The following is a 24,346-nucleotide window of genomic DNA, read 5'->3' on the forward strand; positions in this document are numbered from 1 at the left end:
AACTCAAGTATAATAAATCACAGGAAAGCGTTACAATCAGTAAAATCGCTTCGAATGTCGACTACCCGACAAAACGCGAGGAACTGTACGTTATCTTGCACAGGAATAGGAAGGATAGGTATGAGCGACTCCGGCTCCAAGCTAGATCCAAGAATCGTCCGCAGCAAAGCGGCCTTACGCGACGCTCTTCTCCATCTCATGTCGCAACGATCGTTCGCCTCCATCTCGATCACCGATATCGTGAAACAAGCGAAGTACAACCGCGGAACGTTCTATGCGAACTATGCCAACAAGGAAGCTCTCCTCGACGACGTCATCTCGGAGTTATTGAAGGATCTCGTTCAAGCGTTCCGAGCGCCGTACGAACATGCGAGCTCCTTTCACATTAGCGAACTGCACGCGAACTCCGTCAAAATTTTCGAGCATGTCCACAAGAACGCGCACCTGTATTCGCTCTTGACCCGAAGCGACGCGCTGCCGGTCCTGCGCGAGAAGATGTTCGCTTCCCTGAAGGACTTGGTCCGTCACGAGTTCGTGCACGAGGATCCCGACATCGATCCGGAGCTGAGCGCCATCTACTCCAATCATGCGCTGATCGGACTTCTCTTCCATTGGATCGAGAGCGGATACGTCCATCCGGCCTCCTATATGCAAGAGCAGCTCATGAAGATCGTGACCCGTCGTCCGACGCGCATTAAGACGGCCCCGAACAGAAACAGGGAAAAGCCCGCTCCGTGACAAACCCGAGCAGGAGGAGACCTAGCGGATTAGCGCGCCTGCATAAGTACAGGTAATGATTCCTCTGCATTGCCCGGTCCGCAAAATACCTGCAAAAATGCAACTATTTTGCGCTTCAAGAAGCCAACGCTCTCCGAATAGGTGTACTTTCGCAGGTATTCGTCATTTCCCATCCCTTTTCCACCCAAATACCTGCAGTTTTGCATCTCGCTAGTACAAACGGCTTGCCCATGCTCGTGTCTCCGGAATCGGGGCCAAGTCCGGCATGACCAATTAGAGCTTTCCGATATAACGAAAAAATGCCCCGCGACCGCAAGGCCGGGAGCATTCTCTAATTAAAACTTAGATGAGAACATTAAGCGCGCTTATCGTTGTTCGAGGAAATATTTTTCGGATCGGACTTGCTGCCGAGACGAATACCGGATTCTTTCTTGGTCCACGAAGGCATGATTACCACAATAAATCCCTCCTTTTTTCCTATTGCTTCCATACTATTCGATCGTCCAACGGCTGTCAATCGAATTTGGCCGTATATTTCGCCACATCCTCTATCGGAGCGGCATATACGTTCATGCTCATCCGGGGATGCTCGATCCGCCCGATCCGCCGGGCGAACTTCGAGTATAGACGGTTATTCCGGGGATGGTCCTCCGCCGCCGCTAACGACAGCCATTCGACGTCCGCATGCCTCTCCTGGATCGTTCGAACTAGCATCCCGAGGCCCTTCAGGAAAAACGAAGTCCCGTGGCGCGAAACCGGGGCCAGACAATATTCGACATAGGCCACCTCGCGATCCTCGTATTCCTGATGAGGAGAGCCTATGGTGTAGCCGGCGAGTCCGGCGATCTCCCCCCGCTCGTCTTCGACGCGAAACAACGCACCGTACGTGAGCACGCGGAGCATCGCGGCGTAGGCGTCCTCCGTCCGAAGCCCGGGGTCCGCCGTCCGCCTCGTCTCCAGAAGGAACGTCATGCACCGGCTGAAATCGGAATCTTCTCGGCAAATATAGCCGCAGAGCTCTTTACTCATGCCGTCCCCCTCCCCGTCGCATCGTAAACCGCGCGAGAGCGGCCGGTTCCGTCTCGAACAGATCGATGCGACCGTACTCCTTCTCGCTCGTCTTGACGAGGCGGCAGCTCTTGCCGAACAGCTTGCGCAGATCGGACCGATCGGCCGGCGACCAGAACCGAATCGTCTCCGTCTCCGGCGCCCATTCGGCCAAGTAGTCGGAGAACGCTTGAAGCAGCCGGTAATACGTCGAAGCGTCGCGGGCTTCCTTCCGCAGTACCAAAGCTTCCGCTTGGCAGATGCGCGCGGCGGACGGCATGCCGTCCCCCTCGTCCGAGAAGGTAAATCCGAGAGCCCCCTTCGCGCGGCCGTCGGCATCGCGAACGAGCAGCGCATCGCCTGCGACGATCGGATTCCCGATAAAGCTGAAGGCGACCGGGAAACCATAAGGCAGCGTCAGCTCGGCATAATGCTCCATTACCAGCAGGAAATATTCGTCCCACCGTTCGTCGTCGTCGCCGCATGTCACGATCTCGATCATTTCATCCGCTCCTTTAACGTTCGTTCCAGCACCTCGCGAATGGACGGATACGCGGCGGTCAGCTCCAGCAGCTGCTCCCGACGCAGCGACAGCAGCACGGTCGGCTTGACCGTTACGATGTCGGCCGTACGCGGGATGTCCTTCAGCAAGGCGATCTCGCCGAAGTAATCTCCGTCCTCCAACACCGCCACGCGAACGCCGGCCTTCTCGACAGAGACGCGGCCGCGCACGATAATGTAAAACTTGTCGCCCGGATCGTTCTCGCGAACGACCGTATGGCCGGCATCGTATTTCTCGGTGACGAACCGGTCGGACATCGAGTCCAGCTGCTCGAACGGGATGCCCCGGAAGAACGGCAGCCTCGACAGCCTCTCCCCCTCGACCTTCGCCTGGAAGCCGTCGCCCGACAATACGAACCCGTGCTGCTTCTCCCACATCTCCGCGTACAGGCCGCCGCGCGCGAGCAGTTCGCGATGGGTTCCGGTCTCGGCGACGGTTCCGTTTCGAAACACGACGATGAGGTCTGCATTCGTCACGGAAGCGAGGCGATGCGTGACCGTTACGATCGTCCGCTCCCCCCGGAAGCTCTCGATCAGCTCGTTGATCTCGGCCTCCGTCGACGGATCCAGCGCCGACGTAATTTCGTCGAGAACGAGCAGACGAGGGGAGCCGATCAACGCGCGGGCGATCGCGATGCGCTGCCGTTGGCCGCCGGAGAAGTTGCCGCCGAAATCCTTCACCAGCGTCGCATACCCCTCGGGCATCCGCTCGATAAGCTCGTGGATGCGAGCGGCTTCGGCCGCGGCGCGCACATCGGACTCGGCGACGCCGGGACGCGATAGACTAATATTTTCATATACCGTGCCGTTAAATAAGAAAGAATCTTGAAAGACGACGCCGGTATGCCGCCGATAGTCGGTTTCGCTCAGCTCCCGCAGATCGATGCCGTCGACTTCGATCGATCCCCGCTTCGGATCGTAGAAGCGAAGGAGCAGCTGCAGCGCCGTGCTCTTCCCGGAGCCGCTCTGCCCGACGAACGCGGTCATGCCGCCGGCCGGGATCGCGAGCGTGACGCCGTCCAGCGCGAGCGCGTGCTCGTCGTAGCCGAAAGCGACGTCGCGAAACCGGAACCCTTCGCGGACCCCTTCGAACGGCTTCGGCTCGCTCGGCCGCGCGAGCGGGGAACGGTACTGCAGCACTTCGGCGATGCGCCGGAAGCTGACGCCGGCCTCGATTAAGCTCGGGATGACTTGCGACAGCGACGAGACGGATTGCCCGGCGCTCAAGAAGATGGTAAAGAACGCGATGAACGAGCCGACCGATAACTGGTCTTGGAAAATGAGGGTCCCGCCGAAGCCGATCATGGCCGCGTTCAGCGCCAAGAAGGCAGACTGCGGAATACGGTCGAGCAAGGCATACACGAACGTAACCCGGATGCCGGCCGTCTGTAAGGATGCCAACCGGCGTTCCACTCTTCCGAGGATATACGCGGCGGCATTCATCCCCTTCACGACGCGCCGGCCTTTCAACACTTCGTCGATGATGCCGATATACGCGTCGTTTTCCTCCCGGTAGCGCTCCGAGCTGCGTTCGGCTTTCCTCTGCAGCACGTAAGGACTCGCGAACAGCAGGACGAAGCCGGCGATCATCGCGAGCGCCAGCTTCCACTCCAGATGGAACAACAAGCTTAGCCCGATCAGCAGCGCCAAGAGCTCTCGGAACGTTCGCGGAAGCACGCCGGATATGGTGCGATCGACGGCCGAGACGTCCGAGGTCAGCCGATTCGTCAGCGAGCCCTGGTCGAACCGTCGATGGAAGTCCTCCGATTGCCCGGCGATGTGCCGGAAGAGCTGCGCGCGCAAATCGTACACGGCTTGTTCGTTCACCTTCGCCAACCGGCGATCGCTGACGATCCCCGCGCCGAGATAGAAGGCGCCGCCGATGACGAGCAGCGTCAAGACCAACGCAAACAGGCCGGCGTCTTTCGCCGGGAAGGCGTCGTCGATTAAATATTGGAAGCTGAGCGGAGAGACGGCGACATAAGCCGTCTCGACGACGATGCAAGCCGCGATGAGCAGCAGCGAGCCCCAGTACGGACGGCAAAGCCGAAGCGCGAAGCGAAACACGAACAAGAGGCTCACATCCTAGTTAATTTTTCATAGTTCTTCCATCTTACCATGGCGATAGGAGTCTGTTAACCTCGGATGCGATCGCCTGCATCGGCGAATACTACGTACGCGCTCCCCGGCGTTTGCATTGCAAGGAAAGAGCGCTTTACAATAACAGCAATAATCCACGGCAGGGAGCGAATGAGCTTGTTGTTGGTCAAGCGCAGCATCTTTACGAAAATCTTGATCAGTTTGCTGGTCGCCACGATCGTCCCGTTCATCTTATCGAACTATATTTCCTATCAGATCACGGGGAAGGCCATCAACGAGCAGCTCGTCGAATTGAACCAAAATTCGATGGCGATTACGGCGGCCGGCCTTCACGAATATTTTCACGATCTATCGTTGCTCGGTCTCGCCTATTACAGCGATCCCGCGCTGAACAGGATCTTGTCTTCCGAAGAGGTGCAGACCCCGGCGGAGTCCGTATATATCACTCAGCAGCTGGAACGCGTCTTCGCTAGATATATGGAGATCGGGTCCGTGTCCTATAAGAGCGCGTTAACGAACAAGCAATTCAATATCGGTACCGACTACAGCTCCCGGGTTCAAATTCCGGACTTCCGCGGCCAGAGATTGTCGCGCCCTCACGACGAACTGAAGCGCGAATTCCAGGTGACGCGCATCAATCAGGAGCGAAGGCTGCGCGTCAATCGATATTTTCTCGACATCACCACGCGCGACACGATCGGACTCACCACTTTCGACGTGCAGGATACGCAAGTTCGCGAGCGGGTAAGCGCGTTGACGACGTCGCAGGCGAGCTCCATCTACGTATTTATCCAAGACGACCTCGAGCTCCTGTACGCTCCGGCGGGTTCGGACGAAGCCGAACTGGACTGGGTCGGCGCGCTGCGGGAGCAGTCCGCAGGACGGGAGGGCGTTACGAAGGGATCTCTCCTCAAACCCGAGGGCACCTATATTTACTACCGAGACGTGTCGTACGATCTGCCCGTCACGCTCGTGAAGTTCGTGCCCCAATCCGTCATCGACGAAGCAAGGTCCACGGCGCTCGGACGGTCGCTCGCGGTCCAAATCGGGGCCGTCGTTCTCGTCGGCGCGATGGCCGCTTTCATCTCGTATATTATCTTGCATCGGGTGGAGCGGCTTCTTCAGAATATCAAGCGGCTGCAGATGGGGGACTTCAATCTCAAAGCCCCGAAACGCAACCTCGCGCCGGACGAGTTGGATCTGTTAGAGGAACGCTTCCACGAGATGGCCCTCGAGTTGGACCGGCTGTGGAACAAGCAATACCGCCACCAACTGGAGCTGTCGCACGCGAGATTGAAGATGCTGCAGGCGCAAATCAATCCCCACTTCTTCTATAACACCCTGCAATCCATCGGGACGCTGGCGATCAAGAACCATGCCAGAGAAGTCAGCGATCGATTGGCGGAATTCGGAGCGCTCTTCCGTTACAGCATGGATATCGATACGGAAGTGGTTTACTTAAAGGAGGAGCTGGATCATGTCGCGCATTATGCCTCGCTGCAGATGGGCCGCTTCAAAAACAAATTGACGTACGCCGTCTCTTGCCCCGAAGAAGCCTACGACATCCGGATGCCGAAGATGATTTTGCAGCCTCTAGTGGAGAACAGTATCGTGCACGGGTTGGAAAAGGGGACGGGCTACGGCGAAATTCAAGCGGACATCGAGCTGAGCGATGCCGAGCTGCGCATTCGCGTCATCGACAACGGCAAAGGCTTTACCCCTGAAGAGATCCAAGCGATCCGGCATCGGTACCGGAACCAAAATCCGGTGGAGGAGCAGCGCGTCGGCATCGGCTTGACGAACGTATTGACGCGGCTGCAGCTGTATTACGGCGACTCCTTCGACTGGGACATTCGAAGCGAGCCTTACGCCAGGACGATCGTGACGTTATTCATTCCAAGAAACGGAGAGCCTCATCGATGAAAGTATTGATCGTGGATGACGAAGAGCATGTAAGAGAAGGCGTAGAGCTCGCGATCGACTGGGAAGCCTACGGCATTCGGAGCATTCTCATGGCCGAGGACGGAGTCAGCGCCATGGAGCTCGTCCGACGCGAAGATCCGGACCTTATTATTTGCGATATGAGCATGCCGAGAATGGACGGACCTCGGTTCTTAGAGCTGCTGCGGGAAGAGGGCTGGAACGCCAAGGTGATCGTACTGAGCGGGTATCAGGAGTTTCGCTACGCCAGAGCGACGCTGCTGGCCAGCGGGGTCGACTATTTGCTGAAGCCGTTCAAGATCGACGACTTGGATCGGGTCGTCGCGAAAGCCGTGGAATCGATCAAGGAAAGCCGACATCTCCGGACGGAGGATATCCACAAGAACTATCGGTTGAAGGAAGCCGATTCCCTCTTCAACGAACAGAAGATGGCGGCCTACCTGCAAGCCGACCCGATCCACGAAGAAGGCGTGCTCCAGCTCCTCCATGACGTCGGGCTGACGGAGAGCCCTTTTTTCACGCTCGTATATTTGCCGATCAACGGAAATCACGTCATCGAACGCTATTACCTCGGCGATGAATCGCTCTTCCTGTTTTCCGTAAAAAACGTGCTGCGGGATATCGTACAGCACGTCGGTCCGTATTACGGTTTTTCCTACGATTCGTTCTTCGTCGTGCTGCTCCAGGCCGAGCTCGACGAGGCCGAATTGGAGTTTTATCGCAAGCGCATCGCCGACGCTTGGGAGCAAGCGTTACGGCTGCGCACGATCTCGGGCGTCTCCCGTCAGCCGGGTACGGCGGGACAGCTCCAAACCTCGTTAAAAACGGCAAAGTCGGAAATACTACACGCGAATATATTCGGGCCAACGGAGAAAGCCGGAGAACCGAAGCCGTTCCTAAGCTTCATGGATCACGAGATGCTGCTGCTCGAGGCGATCCGCAATCGCGATAAGGTTCGGATTCGGCAGCTCGTACGTCAATTCGCGGAAACCTTGCGTTCGAAGGAAGTCGTTCCCGTCAAGGAGCTGCAGCATTACTCTGTGGAAGCGAACCTGCTGTTCATGCGCATTCATCATCAATTGCGCGAGCAAGCGCCGCTCGAAGCCATGCCGCTATGGTTGTCGGACCTGCAGGAGTGGGAGCGCACGTTGATCTCGATGTTCCAGAGCATTATCGACAACGCGAACGAGGACGCGTCGACGATACATACGATCTCGGCCGTCAAGCATTACATCGCCGATCATCTGAACGAGGACATTACGCTGTCCTCGCTGGCGGAGCGGTTTCATTTCAGCCCGCAGTACTTATCGAAGCGGTTCAAGGAAATGTACAACGTCACGGTCATCAATTATTTAACGCAATCGAGGATGGAGAAGGCCGCGGCGCTCCTTCGGCATACCGAGCTCCCCGTACAAGACATCGCCAGGACCGTCGGGTACGAGGACGACAATTATTTCGGCAAGGTGTTCCGCAAACACTACGGCGCCTCTCCGACCCAATTCAGGAAGGAGCGTAAATAAAAGATTCAAATTTTACTTATTTACGCGAGGATATCCCCTGTGGTCGGCGTCGGCGAAAAAATATAATAAACCTGTCAATGGCGCATGATACGCCAATACACATCCATTGGGGGTAAGACCATGAAACGATCCAAGAAGTTTATAGGAGCGGTTTCCATCAGCGTTCTCGCGCTTGCGGTAGCCGCATGCGGCGGCAACGGAGGCGGCAACGAAGCGACCGAGCCGAACGGCGGGGCAGCGGGAACCGAGCAGCTCGCGAAAATTTCGTTGTTCCAAAGCAAGGTCGAAATCGCGGAGCCGCTCGAGGCGCTCGCGGAAAAATACAAGGAAGAAACGGGCAACGAAGTCGAGGTATGGGGCTCCGCCGGCGACGCGTACATTACGCAGCTGCAGACGAAGCTGGCCGCGAACGAAGGTCCGACGATTTTCTCCGTCGCGCCGGGCGCGGAAGCCCAGAAGTTCTCCTCGTACTACTACGACATGAGCAACGAGGAGTACGTCAAGAACATCGCGCCGAACATGGCGCTCGAGATCGACGGCAAGGTCGTCGGCGTACCGACGGGCGTCGAAGGCTTCGGCGTCGTCTACAACCAAGATATGGTCGACCCGGCTACGATCACCGACGTCGCGTCCTTCGCCGGCGCGCTGGAGAAGTTCAAAGCCGAAGGCGTCAACGGCTTCAGCCTGTCGCAAGAGGCGTACTTCCTCATCGGCCACATCATCAACACGCCGTTCGCGCTTCAACCGGATCCGGCCGCGTTCCTCGAGCAGCTGAATAAAGGCGAAGTGAAGATGGCCGACACGAAGGAATTCCAAGAGTTCGCGCAAATCATGGAAGCGATTCGCACGCACGCGACGAATCCGATGGAAGTTACGTACGACAGCCAAATGGGCGACCTCGCGACCGGGAAAACCGCGATGGTTCACCAAGGCAACTGGAGCTACGGCATGCTCGCGGATTATGACGACGTGAACGTCGGCATGATGGCGCTGCCGATCGGCGGCAACAAGAAGATCGCAGTCGACATCCCGGCGGGCTGGGTTATCAACAATACGGCTTCCGCCGAACAGATCGAAGCCGCGAACGCGTTCCTGAACTGGATGATCACGAGCGAGACGGGCAAGAACACGATCGTGAACGAATTCGGCTTCATCCCGGCGATCACGACGATCGAAGCGGAAAGCCTCAATCTCGATCCGCTCTCTCAAGTCGTGTACGACGCGACGCAATCGGGCGAGACGATTCCGTGGGCGCTCAACCTGTTCCCGCAAGGCATTATCGTGAACGACTTGGCGCCTGTCACGTCCGCGTTTTTCCTGGACAACAGCATGACGCCTGAGCAATATCTCCAGAATTTAGACCAGGTTTGGGCGAAAGCGGCAAAATAAACGGAATTCGGCATCGGGATCGATAAGGAATACGGAAAGCCTAACTCTATCATGATGTTAGGCTTTCTTCTATATCGGGATCGGGGCTCGATCAGACTAAATCGATAGAAGGTGACCTGCGATGAATAAAAAGATGGATCGAGTGTGGTACGCCGTCTTTACGGTGCCATTGCTCTTAATTTTCATAACCGTTGTCATTATTCCGTTCATCATCGGAATCGCCTATTCCTTCATTAGTTGGGACGGCATTCCGGCCAATCCGAAAGTGTTCGTCGGGTTGGATAACTACGCGACCCTCTTTCAGGACGAACGATTCTTAACGTCCGCTTGGAACACGCTGAAGTTCACGGTGCTGGCGTTAATCTCCGTGAACGTCTTCGGGCTGCTGTTCTCGCTGATCGTGACTGCGGGCTTTAAGACCAGCAATCTGGCCCGGACGTTGATCTTCATGCCGAACTTGATCGGGGGTCTGATTTTAGGTTACATCTGGAAGTTCATCTTCACGGACGGCTTCAAGCAGATCGGGGCCAGCACCGGGATGGATTCCGTCTTCTTTAACTGGCTCATTAACCCCGAATTCGCTTTGTACGCCCTCGTGATCGTCTTCACTTGGCAAATGGCCGGCTACACGATGATTATTTATATCGCAGGCATCAACGGCATTTCGGAAGAGGTGATGGAAGCGGCGAAAGTCGACGGAGCGAATCTGTGGTACCGCCTCACTCGCATCGTGTTCCCTCTCTTGATGCCTTCGTTCACGATTTGCTTGTTCCTGACCCTCTCCGGCGCGTTCAAAATTTACGACGTTAACCTGTCGCTGACGAACGGCGGTCCGATGCATACGACGGAGCTGTTCGCGATGAATATTTTCAATGAAATATTCGGTTACGGCAATTACGGCTTAGGCCAAGCGAAAGCGATCGTCTTCTTTATCGTCGTCGCCGCCGTTACTTTGACGCAAGTCGTTATCACGAAGCGGAAAGAGGTGCAAATGTAATGAAACATACGGCCAAGACGGTTGTTTCCGTATTGATCGCGGTCCTTGCACTAGCTTTCCTGTCGCCGATCTACATTATGCTCGTCAACTCGTTCAAGACGCGGTCGGAGCTGTACGAGAACGCGCTCGCGCTTCCGTCCTCCTTCAGCTTCGAATATTACGCCAGCGCCGTCTCCAAGATGAATTTCTTCACCGTATTCGGCAACTCGCTTTACGTCACCCTGGCCACCGTCGTATTCGTCATCGTGCTGTCTTCGATGACGGCTTGGATGTTAGTTCGGCAGGACCATGCGCTCAGCAAGGTCATCTTCCTGTCGTTCGTCGCTACGATGTTGATTCCGTTCCAGACGTTAATGATGCCCTTAATGCAGGTCATGGACTGGATCCGGACGAACTTGCACATTCCGATGCTGAACACGCACGAGGGCCTGATCTTCATGAATATCGGGTTCCACGCCGGAATCGCCGTATTTTTGTACCACGGCTTTATGAAATCCATCCCGATCGCCTTGGAGGAAGCCGCCATCTTGGACGGCTGCACGAAATTCGGCGTATTCTGGAGAATCGTGTTCCCGCTGCTCAAGACGATCACCGTCACCGTCGCGATTCTGGACGTCATCTCTTCTTGGAACGATTACTTGCTGCCGTCCCTCGTGCTGTCCGATAAGGGCTTGCGCACGATTCAGCTGTCCACCTTCTATTTCTTCGGCGAATTTACGATCGTATGGAACCAAGCGATGGCCGGCTTGACGCTGACGATCGTTCCGATCGTACTGTTCTACGCGTTCGCTCAGAAGTACATTATTAAGGGCATTGCGGCCGGCGCGGTGAAATAAAGATCGGGAAATCAGATTGGGGAAGATCATCATGAACGGACAACAAGCGATCAAAGAAGGACCGTTGTTTTACGTCAGCGACGAACGGGGCGATCTCGTTCCGGATACGGAGCAAGGCCACGGCTTGTACTGGAAGGATACTCGCTTCTTAAGCCGGCTGCAGCTGTCGGTCGATCGCGAACGGCCGGCCCTGTTAGGGACGGATACGAGCAAGAGTTATGTATTGTCCCGAACGTTAATGAAGGAGACGAAGGATCGCGGCGCGATCGAAATCCGAAGAGAATCGTTCCTCTACGAAGGCGTCTTCTACGAACGGCTCGCCGTAACGAATTATTATCTCGAAAACAATCAAGTCGAGCTGTCGTTCCTTCTGGACGCCGACTTTCAAGATATGTTCCTCGTGCGCAAGTATCGGACCGGGGAAGTCGGGCACGCGCTGGAGCCCTTCGTCGAACGTCGATCCGTCGCGCTCCGCTACCTCGGGAAGGACGATCTGCATCGGCGGACGACGCTCGCTTGGGACGACGAGTCCGCCGCCGTTACCGAGAGCGGTAAGCGAGTAAGCTTCTCCTTCGAGCTGGAGCCGCGGCAGACGAAATCCATTCATCTGTATGCGATCCCGGCGATCGGAGAGCAAGCGGCTCCGTCGTTGTATTCGTTCGACGAAGCGCTGCAGAAGCTGGATGCGTCCTACGCGCAATGGAGCGCGAGCAATAGCGCCGCGGCCTCGTCGAACGATCGATTCGACCGTCTCTTCCGCCGCAGCCTGCAGGATTTGCGGATGCTGCAAGACGATATCGGCCACGGCGCCATCCCGGTGGCCGGCTTGCCGTGGTTCGCCACCCCGTTCGGCCGCGACAGCTTGATTACCTCCCTGTTCATGCTGCCGCTCCATCCGTCCCATGCCGTCGGCACGCTGCGGACGCTCGCGGCCTATCAAGGCGCGAAGCACGACCCTTGGCGCGACGAGGAACCGGGGAAAATCATGCATGAAATTCGGTTCGGGGAGCTGGCGAATACGAACCAGTCGCCCTTCTCCCCCTACTATGGCGGAGTCGATTCGACGCCGCTCTTCCTCATTCTGCTCGTCGAGTACGTCCGTTGGACCGGCGACACGTCGATCGTAACGGAGCTGCAAGCTTCGATCGACGCCGCGCTCCGGTGGATCGACGCGCATTCGGCGAGCAGCGAGTCGCGGTTCCTGACCTACCGGCAGGAGGCGAGCGAAGGCTTTCCCAATCAAGGCTGGAAAGATTCCGCCAACTCGATCGTTCACCGGAACGGCCGGTATGCCGCTTCGCCGATCGCGCTGGCGGAAGTGCAAGGGTACGTCTACGCCGCGAAGCGCGGACTTTCCGGCATCTACGAAGCCATGGGCGACGCGGAACGCGCCGGACGGCTGAAATCGGAAGCGGTAAGGCTCCGAGAGCAGTTCGAACGTTGCTTCTGGATGGAAGAAGAAGGGTTCTATTGCATCGCGTTGGACCAGAACGGGAACCAAGTCCGCTCGCTGACGTCCAACCCCGGACATCTGCTGCTGACGGGCATCTTGGACGCCTCTCGCGCGCAAGCCGTGGCCCGGCGGCTGCTAGAAGAGGATATGTTCTCCGGCTACGGCATTCGCACCATGAGTACGTCGTCCACCGGCTATTATCCGATGAGCTATCATAACGGCAGCGTATGGCCGCACGACAACGGCATGATCGTGCTGGGCATGGCCCGGCAAGGCCGTTCCGCGGAAGCGATGCGCGTCGTATCGGGCTTGCTGCAGGCGGCGCGCCAGTTTCCCGGCGATCGCCTTCCGGAGCTGTTCTGCGGCTACGACGCATCGGCGTCGGACGGCGTCGTGCCGTATCCGACGACCTGCTCGCCGCAGGCTTGGTCGGGAGCGACCGCCTTCGTCATGGTGCAGGCGATGCTCGGGCTCGATCCCGATGCCTTAGCCGGCACGCTGCGACTGCGGCCCGTTCTGCCTCCGGAGCTGGACGAGCTGACCGTCCATAACGTAACGGTCGGCCGAGGGACAATAAGCGTTCGTCTCGCCCGCGACGCAGAGGACCCCGCTGCGATTCATGCGGACATTTTGTCCAATACCACCGGTCTGACGACCGAAATATTTTCGCCATCTTGAGGAGTGACGAGCATGTCTTGGTCGATTCGAAGCGCAGAGCTTACGCAGGCGGAGCTCTTAAATAACGAAAGCATCTTCGCGTTAGGAAACGGATATATCGGCGTTCGAGGCAATTTCGAGGAAGGGTACGCGCCCGGGATGAACAGCATCCGCGGGACGTACTTGAACGCGTTCCATGACGTCATTACGATCCCGTACGGGGAGAAGCTGCACGGCTTCCCCGGCACGCAGCAGAAGCTGGTCAACGGCATCGACGCGCAATCCGTCACGATCCTTGTCGGCGACAAGCGGGAGCCGTTCAGTTTGTTTACGGGAACGGTGCGCTCCTTCGAGCGCGCGCTGAACATGGACGCCGGATCCGCCGTCCGTTCGGTGCATTGGGTGTCCCCGGAAGGGCAAGAGCTGAAAGTCTCGTTCACGCGTCTCGTCTCGTTCGCTGTGCGCGAATTGTTCGCGATTCATATCGAGATCGAGCCGATTTCCGTACAGGGTCCGATTACGATTGTTTCTACGATTAACGGCGACGTGGAAAATTATACGGCGGCGAACGACCCGCGCGTCGCGTCGGGCCACGCGAAGCTGCTGCGCACCGTATCGAGCGGCACGGCGCAGGACGTCGACTATGTCGTCGACGAGACGTCCGCGTCGGGGCTGCGAATGAGCTGCGCGACCGCGTATTCGCATTCCGACGCGATCGCGGTCGAGCGCGCGGCGGACGAGCGATCCGTCATGTACACGGCCCGGTTCGACGGCGGCCGGCCGCTCTTCTTCACGAAGCGGAACATCTATACGGATACGCTGCGCCACGGCGCCGATCCGCTGTCGGCCGGCCTTCGCATCGCCTCCGAAGCGGCGAGCGCACCGTTCTCCGAGCAGCTCGCGCGGCAGCGCGCGTACGTCGCCGACTTCTGGAAGCGGTCCGACATCGTCATCGGCGACGACGCCCGCCTGCAGGAGGGCATCCGCTTTAACCTGTACCAATTGCTCCAATCGGCGGGCCAAGACGCGCACAGCAACATCGCCGCCAAGGGGTTGACCGGCGAGGGCTACGAGGGTCATTACTTCTGGGATACGGAAATCTATATGTTCCCGGTCTTCTTAATGACGCAGCCGGCCATCGCGAAGCAGCTGCTGATTTACCGCCATGGGATTCTGGATTTCGCGAGAGCGCGAGCGAGAGAGATGGGACATAAGCAAGGCGCGCTGTACCCGTGGAGAACGATTTCCGGTACGGAATGCTCGTCCTTCTTCCCCTCCGGCACGGCGCAATATCATATCAGCGCGGATATCGCGTACAGTTATTCTCAATATTATATGGCGACGGAAGACAACGATTTCCTATGGCAATACGGCGCGGAAGTGTTGATCGAGACGGCGCGGCTGTGGATCGAGATTGGCCACTACTACGACGGCGCGTTCCATATCGACGAAGTGACCGGTCCGGACGAATACACCTGCTGCGTCGACAACAACTATTACACGAACGCGATGGCGAAACACAATTTGCGCTGGGCCGCTCGAAGCTGCCGGACGCTGTCGCGGTTGGACGCCGATCGATTCGGCGCGTTGGCCGAGAAACTCGGCGTAACCGAAGAGGAAATTCTTGGTTGGGATCGCGCCGCGGAAGCGATGCTGCTCCCGTATGACGAAGCGCTCGACATCAACCCGCAGGACGACACGTTCCTTCGCAAGCAAGTATGGGATTTCGACAATACGCCGGAAGAACATTACCCGCTTCTGCTGCACTACCATCCGTTAACGATTTATCGTTATCAGGTGTGCAAGCAGGCGGATACCGTTCTCGCCCACTTCCTGCTCGAGGACGAGCAGCGCCTCGACACGATCCGCAGCTCGTACGACTACTACGAGAAAATCACGACGCATGATTCGTCGTTGTCCACTTGCATTTTCAGCATTATGGCCTCGAAGGTCGGATACGCGGAGAAAGCCTACGATTACTTCAAGGAAACCGCTCGGCTGGACTTGGACAATACGCATGGAAATACGAAGGACGGCTTGCATCTCGCCAATATGGGCGGAACGTGGATGGCGATCGTGTTCGGCTTCGCCGGGGTACGGATCAAGGACACGCATTTGGCGCTCGCGCCGGCCATCCCTGCCGCGTGGGACCGCTACGAATTTAAGATTCAATACAAAGGCCGAACGATCGACGTCCGCATCACGAAAGCCGAAGCGCAGTTGACGCTTTCGGAAGGGGACGCGCTGCAGGTGCGTCTGTACGATCGAGACATTGCGTTGGAGCCGGGGAAGGCCTACGTGCAAGCGATTCAATCCTAAAGGAGCGGCAAGAACATGAACCCATCGCTGAAAGCCGTCGTCTTCGACTTGGACGGCGTCATTACGGATACGGCGGAGCATCATTACCTCGCGTGGAAGGCGATCGGCGACGAGCTCGGGCTGCCTTTCACGAGATCATTCAACGAGAACTTGAAGGGCGTCTCCCGCATGGAGTCCCTTCGCCTGTTGTTAAGCTTATCGAAGGAGCCGCTGCGCTTTACGGAAGAGCAATTGGAGGCGCTGGCGACGCGCAAGAACGAGCTGTACAAGCGGCTCATCATGGAGATTACGCCGCAGGACGCGCTGCCCGGCATTCCGGAGCTGCTCGACGAGCTGAAGCGGCGCGGCGTAAAGACGGCGATCGCCTCCGCCAGCAAGAACGCCTTCACCGTCATCGACAATTTGCGGATGAACGACCGGTTCGATTGCATCGTGGATGCGGCGCAGATTCGCAACTCGAAGCCGGATCCGGAAGTGTTCCTGAAGGCGGCGGAGCTGTTGGGCGTAGAACCGGAAGCTTGCGTCGGCGTGGAGGATGCGGTCGCCGGCGTGGAGGCGATTCGCGCCGCGAATATGGCGTCGATCGCGATCGGAGACGCCGCGGCGTTCCCCGAGGCCGATCTGGTGCTGCCTTCCACCGGGGAATTGACCGTGGAGCGGGTGCGGGAAGCTTGGGAGCGGAAAAGGAAGGCGTAAAAAGGTTATAGAAAAACAGGACACCACCGAGGTGTCCTGTTTTTCTATAAATTACCTCTTCTCTCCGACACTCTACGCATAAGAGCCTCGACGATATGCCGGAAATCCGGCAGGTCGACCAAATTCCGCTGCTCGGTCGGGTCCTCTTGCAGCGAGAATAGCAAATAGGGGGCGCCCTCCGCGTTTACCGCCAGTTTCCACTCGCTGGTCTGCAGCATCGCTTCGCCGTGAATTTCGACGAGCGCGTCTTCCCTGTGCGTCGATTCCGGCGCTTCTAGAACGGGGACCAACGATTTCCCGCATTGCGGGTAATGCAGTGCCGTCCCGGCCAACTCGCAAAGGGTAGGTCCGACGTCGATCAGCTCGACCAATCCGGGGTAGACGGTTCCCGCATGGCGGCTCTTGCGGATATGAGGCGTCCAGATCAGAAGCGGCACGCGCACGGCGCTGTTTAAGAAGCTTTCCTTATAAATCAGTCCGTGATCCCCGTTCATCTCTCCATGGTCCGAAGTAAACAGGATGACCGTCCGATCGAGAACCCCTCTTGCCTCCAACACCTCGAGAATGCCGCCGATTTGTTCATCGATTAACGTGACGTTCCCTGCATAATTCGCCCTCATGGCCGCGATTTCCTCCGGGGTTGCGGCGGGGGAATGCGCAGGATCTTTGAACAAAAAATCCAAATATCCGTTGGGACGCGCGCCTTCGGCCTCCGTTCTCGGAATGGGAAGCGGCATCTCCGAAGGATCGTACAAACTCGCGTAAGGTTCCGGAGTATCCCAAGGTTCATGCGGACCTCCGAAGCTGACCATGCAAAACCAAGGCTGATCATGCGCATAGTCCCGGAGGTATTCCTTCGCCTTCGTTCCGACGTACACATCGGCATACAGCTCTAATGGCAATACGGACGGTTTAGCCGTATAGGGCTTGTCTGCGAAGCGCTCCTCATAATCCTGAATGTACCGATCCCATTGCCCCGCCTTCTTCCATTCGTCGGTCATTTGGCTTCCGACATGCATACTGGCCCTTGGGCCACCGATTTCGTTCACGTCGTCGAATCCATAGGCATGCATAAAAGATTCGCGGTCCCGAAGGTCCCCCTTATGACGATGAAGATGCGTCTTGCCGATGATAGAAGTTCGATAGCCTTGATTGCGGATGGCTTGCATCCAAGTATCGCTGCGGACGGGGAGGTCGTATTCCATATTTCCCCACACCCCTGTCTGATGCGGGTACAAGCCGGTGGCCAGAGACACTCTTGCGGGAATGCAAACGGGCGCGTTCGTCACGCACCCGCCGAACAGCATCCCCTCCGCCGCAAGCCGATCGAGATTCGGAGTACGCACCCAGCCCCCCGTCTTCCCGAGAGCGTCCGCGCGCAGCTGATCCGTCATAACGAACAAAATATTCGGCTTCATCATGCGTTACCCTTTCACGGCACCGGCGGTCAGTCCATCGATAAAGAACCGCTGCGCCATAAGGAATAAAATCAAAATAGGCGCCGACGCCGCCACGACCCAGGCGAAGATATGACCCCAGTTTTCGCTGTAATCGCCGATCGCCGAGAAGATACCTACAGTAATCGTTCTCGCGCCCGAGCCTTGCAGCAAGTACAACGGCATCAAGAAGTCGTTCCAAATATGCATCCCGACGAATACGACCAACGTCGCCGTACACGGCGTCAGCAACGGGTAGATCACCTGCCAGAAAATCCGGAACGGCTTCGCCCCGTCGATGACCGCCGATTCCTCCAGCTCCGCCGGAATCGTGGAAATAAACTTCATGTACAAGAAGATGGATACGGCCAGCTTGGCGCCGATATAAAACAAGATCATGCCGTACAGCTTCCCGACGAGCTTCATCTGCACGAACATATCGACCAAGGGGATAATGGTCACTTCGTCCGGAATCATGATGCCCGTCATAAAGAAAATCAGCAGCACGGACGTCCACCGCGACGGGCTTCTGGCAATGTAGTACCCCGCCATCGGGGCGAGGAGCAGGATGAAAAACAACGAAATGCCGGTAATCGTAATCGAGTTGCCGTACATCTGGAGAACGTTGTTCTGCGCCCCGAACACGTGTTTAAAATTATCCAACGTAGGTGTCGTGATGCGGAACGGCGTCGAGATAATATCCCCGGAAGATTTCACCGAATTAATGATGACGCTATATAAGGGTACGAGGGTGATCAAAACGAACAAGGTCGTAAAGCTGTGTTTGGCAACGGCCATCGCCCGTCTCATTAGTACTCCACTTCTTTCTTCTTTAGTATCCAATGTTGAAGGATCGTCACTGTGAGGATGCCGAACAACAACACAAAGGAAATCGCCGAAGCATACCCGCTCTCGTTGTAACGGAACGCGTCCTGAATAATCTTAATCGACAGTACCTGGGTCGAGTTGACCGGTCCGCCGCCCGTCAGCACCGCCACGAGATCGTATTGCTTCAAGCTGCCGATCGTCGCCAAAATGACGCTCACCGTCAGTCCTGGCGTCAGAAGCGGGAGCGTTACGGATTTGAACTTCTGCCAAGCGTTGCAGCCATCGATGTCGGATGCTTCGTACAATTCTTTCGGGATCGTCATCAGAGCGGCAAGGATGATCACCATATGAAACCCGGTGTTGCGCCAAATATTAACGATAATGACGGAAAGCAGCGCAAGCTTCGTATCCGTCAACCATCCGATATGCTGCGTGGTAATCTGCAACGCATGAAGCAGGTAATTCAACAGCCCGTCGTAAGAATACATCGATCGCCAGATGAAGGCGACGGCGACCGGGCTGACGACGATCGGCAAGAAGAAGACGCTGCGATACATTCCGGTCAGAGGACCTGCGGCCTTCAGCAGTACGGCGAAGAGGACGGCGAACGCGTTAATGACCAATACGGACGAAATTACGAAGATGAGCGTTACGACGACCGAGTTCCCGACCGTAGGATCTTGAAACAGCCTGACGAAGTTTTTGAAGCCGATAAACTTGACGTCGTCGGAATACCCGTCCCAATCCGTAAAACTGAAATAGAACGCCTTAAGCATCGGAACGATCCGGACAAAGCAGAAGGCGACTAAAGCCGGTAGTATAAACAAAAAAGAGACCTTCCTTGCGATGACCTCCACCCGCTTTCCTATATTCCGGAAGGAGGGTCCGAAGACCCTCGCTACCGGAGTGACGATCGTTTCTATTCACATTCGTTATTCGAGCAATTGTCTAAATTTGTTTTCCAATTGGTCCAGCGATTTTTGCACGTCCGCGCCATAGGCGATTTCCTGCGCGGTGCTGCGGAACGCCTCGGTCGTTCCGGACGGGAACGATTCGATCTTCATGAACGAGGTGAGCGGCTTCAGCTGCGAAGAGATCTCGTTCATGCTCGTCGAAAGATAGTTCTGTTCGTAAGTGATTGCTTCTTTCGTCGTATGCGTCGCGCTCATCGGCGCGATGAGGCTTCGGTATACGTCGCTAGAGAATAAGTACTCGACCAGCTTCCAATCGGCTTCCGGATGCTTCGATTCGGCGCTAACGCCTACATCGTCGCCATACATGACCGGATACGTGTCCGCGGAATTCACCGCCGGGAGCGGGAACCAGCCTACTTCGAAGTTGCTGCCTTCCGCGTATTTCGCGGCGTTGAATTGCCCGTCGACGACCATAGCCGCCGATCCCTTCATGAAAGCTTCTTCCTTCTGCGGCGCCGTGAACGAGAGGGAGCCCTCTTGGTAATACCCTTTGTTCCACAGCTCCTGGAATCTAGTCGCGATCTCTGCGATTTCGGGGCCGTTGAACTTCAGCTCGCCCGAGACGAGCTTCTGCGGATAGTCGTTCGCGATCTCGTTCAACATGACTGTCATCATCGGATTGTGCAGGATATATCCGGAAACGCCTTGCCCCGCTTCGACCATCGGATTCATTCCGTTATCCTTCAGGGTTTGGCAGAGTGCAAGGAATTCCGCCCATGTCTTCGGAGGCGTCAGGTTGTATTTCTTAAAAATTTCCGTGTTATAGAACATATCGAGCATGATGTACTTTGCCGTCGGCAGCGTATACACCTTTCCGTCGCGCTTGGAGAGCGCGTTCTCGTCGAAGAGGGAAACGATATTCTCGGGAACTTCCATAAACACGCCGTCGATCAGTTTGATGTCTTCTAGACCGGCTAACGTCACGTCCGGCAGCTGCCCCGTGGCATACAACGTCTTAATGTAATCGCCTTTCTTCGCGACGTCGGGATAAGACATTCCCTTGATCTTGATGTTCGGATTTTTCGATTCGAAGTCGGCGATCAACTCGTCCCAATACGGCTGCGTGCGCTTATCGTCCATTTGATACAAGAAAGATATTTCGACCTTCTCGTTGGAGTTGCCCGAGTCCGAGCCGCCGTTTCCGCCGGCCGGTTCCGTCCCTCCGCCGCATCCGGCAAGGACTCCTAACGCCAGAATACTGCTTGCTACACCGGTAAGCCACTTCTTCACGTGCGTATCCCCCTTAAGGTGACAACTGTTTTTGACAGCGTTTACAATATTAATTGTAGCGCTTTCGCGATCCGGCTCAAGACAAATAATCCTACTTTTGCTACAACAATTAAACGAATTCCCCATAGTCCTCGCAGCCCTGCGATTTCGGATTGATTCCGCTTCCGATCTCAAGGTACAATGGCTTCAACAAGAACGACCTTGGAGGGACTTATGAGGAACATCTTCGCATTTCGCTTTCCAAGTCGATACTTCAAGAACGCTCTCTTGCTGAAGCTTGTCCTCGTCTACTCCACTATCATGCTCGTCCCGCTGCTGCTCACGATCTATATCATCACGAATCATGTCGACGAACAAATGGTAGAAATCGAAATCGACAGGCAGGACGATCTTACGACCAAGATGAGCGAGTACGTGGACGAGCAATACAGTAAAATCCGGGATATCGTATTTTGGTTTTACAATTCCGGCGCGAACACGCAGCCGGTCGTAGATATGTTAGTCGAGTCGGGGAAAAATGACAGCGCTTTCCAACCGCATATCATTAAAAACCGCATTACCAGTGAATTGAATAAGGTCGTTATGTGGGACAAAGAAATTCTCGATATCGTATTGATCAACTCCAATAAGGACGTCTTCAGCACGTCGAAGCGCTCGGTATCCCTCGGCTACGACTTCGTGGGCAACTTGCCGCTCGGCCGATTGGATGCCTCAGACAAGCGAATGCACAAATACCCAAGCGGCAATCTCGACTATATTCTCGAGGGCGACGTCCCCGTCATCTCGCATGTGGGAAATCTATACGATCTTACCAACTTATTGAACATACGTCATACCGGTCGTTATATTATCAATTTATCCTCCGTCGAGGTGATGAATCATTATCGAAGCTTTGCGGGTACGAGCGACGCAGATTTGTACGTCATGCTCAACGACGGCACCGTCCTGTTCAGCAACGAAACCGACGCGATCGGAAGCACGTACCCTTTTCTCGAACAAGTCTCGAAATTGCCGGCGCACGAAGCGGATTTAGGCGGAGAAACCTACATTCTGAATAAAGCCGACCTTAGCGACTATGGTCTGTCCATCGTCGTCCAGACTCCGAAGAACGCCATCACCTCGAGTACGAAGATGCTCATCCGGCAAATCTTATCGATCTTCGTCGTCGGCGTCGTCATCGTTCTTGCCCTCACGTCTCTATTCTCCACGAACATCGCGAATCGGATCAAGAGGCTGTTATCGGCCATGCGTCAGGTCGAGAAGGGCAATTTCGACGCCCGCGTCCACTACGAGAGCCGGGATGAAATCGGGCAGCTGGCCGCCGCCTTCAATCGGATGTGCGAGCGCTTGAAGGGACATGTCGACATGGTTTACCTTGCGGAAATTAAAACGAAAAGCGCCGAACTTTCCTCCCTGCAGTCCAAGATCAACCCGCACTTTCTGCTCAACACGATCGAATCGATCCGGATGAAGGCCGTGGAGGAAGACTCTCAAGAAATCTCGCATATGCTGTATACGCTAGGGCGATTATTCCATTGGAAGGTCCGATCCACGCAATACATTATCACGGTGGAGGAAGAGCTCGAATATATTTCCTCTTACCTTTATCTCATGCAGTTCCGGTATCAAGATCAATTAGAAGTGAAAATGAACGTCGACGAGGATCTACACGAGCTGGGGATCCCTATCCTGCTGCTGCAGCCGATCATCGAAAACGCCAGCCAACACGCTTTATTCCATAAAGATCAGCGCTCCATATTGTCGATCCGCGGATATCGCGATCAGCATCATATCGTCTTCGATATCGTCGACAACGGCATCGGGATGGACGAGCTGCAGGTGCGAGTGCTCGAGGAGAAGACGAACCATGCGCACGGAGCCTCCCAGATCGGTCTAAGCAACGTGCAGCAACGCATCCGCGTCTTATTCGGCGAGCCTTACGGTCTTTCCATCGCCAGCAAGAAACATTACTGGACCCGAGTCCGAGTCACGATCCCTGCGATGATGAAGAAGGAGATGGACGTCCTTGTACCAGATTTTTATCGTTGACGACGAGATTGCGATCCGCACCGGCATGAAGCGCATCATTCCTTGGGAAGAGTACGGTTTGGAGATTTGCGGAGAAGCTTCGAACGGCCTGGAGGCATTCCGTTACATTACGGAGCATCAGCCGGATCTCGTTGTCTGCGATATCCGCATGCCCGTGATGGACGGCCTCGAGTTGATCCGGCAAGCGCATGCGAAGGGCGTACGCTCCCGGTTTATCGTCTTAAGCGGTCATAACGACTTCGACTATGTGAAGGAAGCGATCCAGTATCATGTAGAGAACTACTTATTAAAGCCGGTAAACGTAGACGAGTTAAAGCAAACCGTTCGCCAGGTGACCAAGAAGCTCGAGACAGAGCAGCTGCGGCACGTCATCGACATCGAAGGAAAAGAGATGATCAAGCATAACGTCTTGAATCGGATCGTCCATCAACAGATCAGCTCATATGAGTTTAAGAATAAACTGGAACTGTTCCAACCGGATATGCGCCTAACCGACGCCGACGCGCAAGTCGCGGTCATCGACTTCTCCTCGGACGATCCTGACGGCCGGTGGATGGCGCCTGAGATGCTTCGCGAGGTCGAACGGATGTGTCTATCGACGATCGATCCCGCACAGGCGATCCCTTTCATCGATTTCGCCGGACGCGTCGTCGTTATCTATATGCTTAGGAACGGCGCGCCCGGCCAAGCGCGAATGCAACGGGATTTGCAGAACGTCTATGACCGCTCCGCGAAGCCCGCCGGAATTCGCTGGATGATGACTGTCGGGAATGCCGTAAGCAGCTATAAGCTGCTGCATGAGTCCTATCGGAACGCTTTGGACGCTCAGCCGGCGCGGCTGTATTACAACGAGCGGGACGTTATCTTTTACGAGGAGGTTCAGCGGAAGCGGACGCCGGACAAGCCGGCCATGTCGATGGACTACCGACTTATCGAAGAGTTGACGCTCGAGTGCAAAGGGGATGAGCTTGTAGCGTACATCCGGGACGGCTTCGATAGGTTCGGCCGGGAAGAGGCGGATCCTCATTCCGTTCGGTTCGTAGCTTTGGAAGTCGTGATTTCCTTGCTCCGGGTTCTTCGCGCCGAAGGGGTCGCGCCGTCGCAGGTGTTTGAAGACGAGCATCGACTGCTGCACCTGGTCAACGAGTTCAATGACATGGAACGGTTGCTTCACTGGCTGCTGCTGAAGACCGATAAGACCGTCCTGGCCATCGAAGCTCGGAAGGCGTCCAGCCTAAGCAAGGTGACGAAGGATTTGCTCGCGTACATCGACCGGTATTATCATGAAAATTTTTCGCTAAAGTCGCTTGCGCAAGAGATGCATTTCAACGCCGTCTACATGGGCCGTCTGTTTCGCAACGAAACCGGCGAGGTGTTCTCCGAATACGTTACCCGGGTCCGAATCGATAAGTCTCTCCACCTGCTGCGAAGCACCAACAAGAAGGTTAACGAAATCGCCAGAGCGCTTGGGTTTAACAACGCGAACTATTACTGCGCCGTGTTCAAGGAGCGGATGGGGGTCACTCCTACGGAATACCGGAATCGCAAAAGGGCCGTCCCAAGGTAGGAATGACT

The 24,346-nt window shown here is 56.1% G+C and carries 18 protein-coding genes; 11 read left to right on the forward strand and 7 right to left on the reverse strand.

Going from position 1 to position 24,346, the window contains the following annotated elements; translation table 11 throughout:
* Positions 1 to 120 precede the first annotated feature (120 nt).
* Complete coding sequence (locus FE782_RS27050; protein ID WP_138197483.1) at positions 121 to 738, forward strand: TetR/AcrR family transcriptional regulator; 618 nt, start codon at positions 121 to 123, stop codon at positions 736 to 738.
* 513 nt (positions 739 to 1,251) lie between these two features.
* Here the strand turns inward: FE782_RS27050 and FE782_RS27055 are convergent.
* The 3 genes from FE782_RS27055 to FE782_RS27065 are packed head-to-tail and all read right to left on the reverse strand — an operon-like array spanning position 1,252 to position 4,413.
* Positions 1,252 to 1,767 (reverse strand): hypothetical protein, encoded by a 516-nt coding sequence (locus tag FE782_RS27055; protein WP_138197484.1) that lies wholly within the window; start codon positions 1,765 to 1,767, stop codon positions 1,252 to 1,254.
* Positions 1,760 to 2,287: a hypothetical protein gene (locus FE782_RS27060; protein ID WP_138197485.1), complete on the reverse strand. Its 528-nt coding sequence runs from the start codon at positions 2,285 to 2,287 to the stop codon at positions 1,760 to 1,762. Before FE782_RS27060 ends, FE782_RS27055 begins: the two co-directional genes overlap by 8 nt.
* A complete protein-coding gene (locus FE782_RS27065; RefSeq protein WP_238392679.1) occupies positions 2,284 to 4,413 on the reverse strand; it encodes an ABC transporter transmembrane domain-containing protein in 2,130 nt (709 codons plus the stop codon). The genes FE782_RS27060 and FE782_RS27065 overlap by 4 nt, the downstream gene beginning before the upstream one ends.
* A gap of 183 nt (positions 4,414 to 4,596) precedes the next feature.
* Between FE782_RS27065 and FE782_RS27070 the strand changes: the two genes are divergently transcribed.
* The 8 genes from FE782_RS27070 (at position 4,597) to pgmB (ending at position 16,254) form a co-directional block, all read left to right on the forward strand.
* Positions 4,597 to 6,369 (forward strand): sensor histidine kinase, encoded by a 1,773-nt coding sequence (locus FE782_RS27070; RefSeq protein WP_158299573.1) that lies wholly within the window; start codon positions 4,597 to 4,599, stop codon positions 6,367 to 6,369.
* Positions 6,366 to 7,907 (forward strand): response regulator, encoded by a 1,542-nt coding sequence (locus FE782_RS27075; RefSeq protein WP_138197488.1) that lies wholly within the window; start codon positions 6,366 to 6,368, stop codon positions 7,905 to 7,907. Before FE782_RS27070 ends, FE782_RS27075 begins: the two co-directional genes overlap by 4 nt.
* A 120-nt stretch (positions 7,908 to 8,027) precedes the next feature.
* Positions 8,028 to 9,296, forward strand: a complete 1,269-nt coding sequence (locus FE782_RS27080; protein WP_138197489.1) for a sugar ABC transporter substrate-binding protein — start codon at positions 8,028 to 8,030, stop codon at positions 9,294 to 9,296.
* A gap of 121 nt (positions 9,297 to 9,417) precedes the next feature.
* Complete coding sequence (locus FE782_RS27085; RefSeq protein ID WP_138197490.1) at positions 9,418 to 10,293, forward strand: carbohydrate ABC transporter permease; 876 nt, start codon at positions 9,418 to 9,420, stop codon at positions 10,291 to 10,293.
* Positions 10,293 to 11,129 (forward strand): carbohydrate ABC transporter permease, encoded by an 837-nt coding sequence (locus FE782_RS27090; RefSeq protein WP_138197491.1) that lies wholly within the window; start codon positions 10,293 to 10,295, stop codon positions 11,127 to 11,129. The genes FE782_RS27085 and FE782_RS27090 overlap by 1 nt, the downstream gene beginning before the upstream one ends.
* Positions 11,130 to 11,160: 31 nt before the next feature.
* Entirely contained in the window at positions 11,161 to 13,260 is a 2,100-nt protein-coding gene (locus tag FE782_RS27095; protein WP_138197492.1) for an amylo-alpha-1,6-glucosidase, read from the forward strand.
* A gap of 12 nt (positions 13,261 to 13,272) precedes the next feature.
* Entirely contained in the window at positions 13,273 to 15,558 is a 2,286-nt protein-coding gene (locus FE782_RS27100; protein WP_138197493.1) for a glycoside hydrolase family 65 protein, read from the forward strand.
* Positions 15,559 to 15,573: 15 nt separating this feature from the next.
* Positions 15,574 to 16,254, forward strand: coding sequence for a beta-phosphoglucomutase (gene pgmB / locus FE782_RS27105; RefSeq protein ID WP_138197494.1), 681 nt, complete (start codon positions 15,574 to 15,576; stop codon positions 16,252 to 16,254).
* Positions 16,255 to 16,298: 44 nt separating this feature from the next.
* Here pgmB and FE782_RS27110 read toward each other — a convergent pair whose 3' ends face one another.
* The 4 genes from FE782_RS27110 to FE782_RS27125 form a co-directional block, all read right to left on the reverse strand.
* On the reverse strand, positions 16,299 to 17,675 hold the full coding sequence (locus FE782_RS27110) for a sulfatase family protein (RefSeq protein WP_138197495.1): 1,377 nt from the start codon (positions 17,673 to 17,675) through the stop codon (positions 16,299 to 16,301).
* Positions 17,676 to 17,678: 3 nt separating this feature from the next.
* The gene (locus tag FE782_RS27115) at positions 17,679 to 18,500 is read right to left on the reverse strand and encodes a carbohydrate ABC transporter permease (protein WP_138197496.1); all 822 of its coding nucleotides are present in this window, start codon (positions 18,498 to 18,500) and stop codon (positions 17,679 to 17,681) included.
* Positions 18,500 to 19,345 carry a carbohydrate ABC transporter permease gene (locus FE782_RS27120; RefSeq protein ID WP_138197497.1) on the reverse strand — a complete coding sequence of 282 codons (846 nt, stop codon included), beginning with the start codon at positions 19,343 to 19,345 and terminating at the stop codon, positions 18,500 to 18,502. The genes FE782_RS27115 and FE782_RS27120 overlap by 1 nt, the downstream gene beginning before the upstream one ends.
* 105 nt (positions 19,346 to 19,450) lie before the next feature.
* Positions 19,451 to 20,722 carry an ABC transporter substrate-binding protein gene (locus FE782_RS27125; RefSeq protein ID WP_158299574.1) on the reverse strand — a complete coding sequence of 424 codons (1,272 nt, stop codon included), beginning with the start codon at positions 20,720 to 20,722 and terminating at the stop codon, positions 19,451 to 19,453.
* Between the two features lie 213 nt (positions 20,723 to 20,935).
* Between FE782_RS27125 and FE782_RS27130 the strand changes: the two genes are divergently transcribed.
* On the forward strand, positions 20,936 to 22,771 hold the full coding sequence (locus FE782_RS27130) for a sensor histidine kinase (protein ID WP_158299575.1): 1,836 nt from the start codon (positions 20,936 to 20,938) through the stop codon (positions 22,769 to 22,771).
* Positions 22,749 to 24,338, forward strand: a complete 1,590-nt coding sequence (locus FE782_RS27135) for a response regulator transcription factor (protein ID WP_138197500.1) — start codon at positions 22,749 to 22,751, stop codon at positions 24,336 to 24,338. The genes FE782_RS27130 and FE782_RS27135 overlap by 23 nt, the downstream gene beginning before the upstream one ends.
* Positions 24,339 to 24,346: the final 8 nt, after the last annotated feature.

Origin of the sequence: Paenibacillus antri (assembly GCF_005765165.1) — a bacterium.
GTDB classification, from domain to species: domain Bacteria; phylum Bacillota; class Bacilli; order Paenibacillales; family YIM-B00363; genus Paenibacillus_AE; species Paenibacillus_AE antri.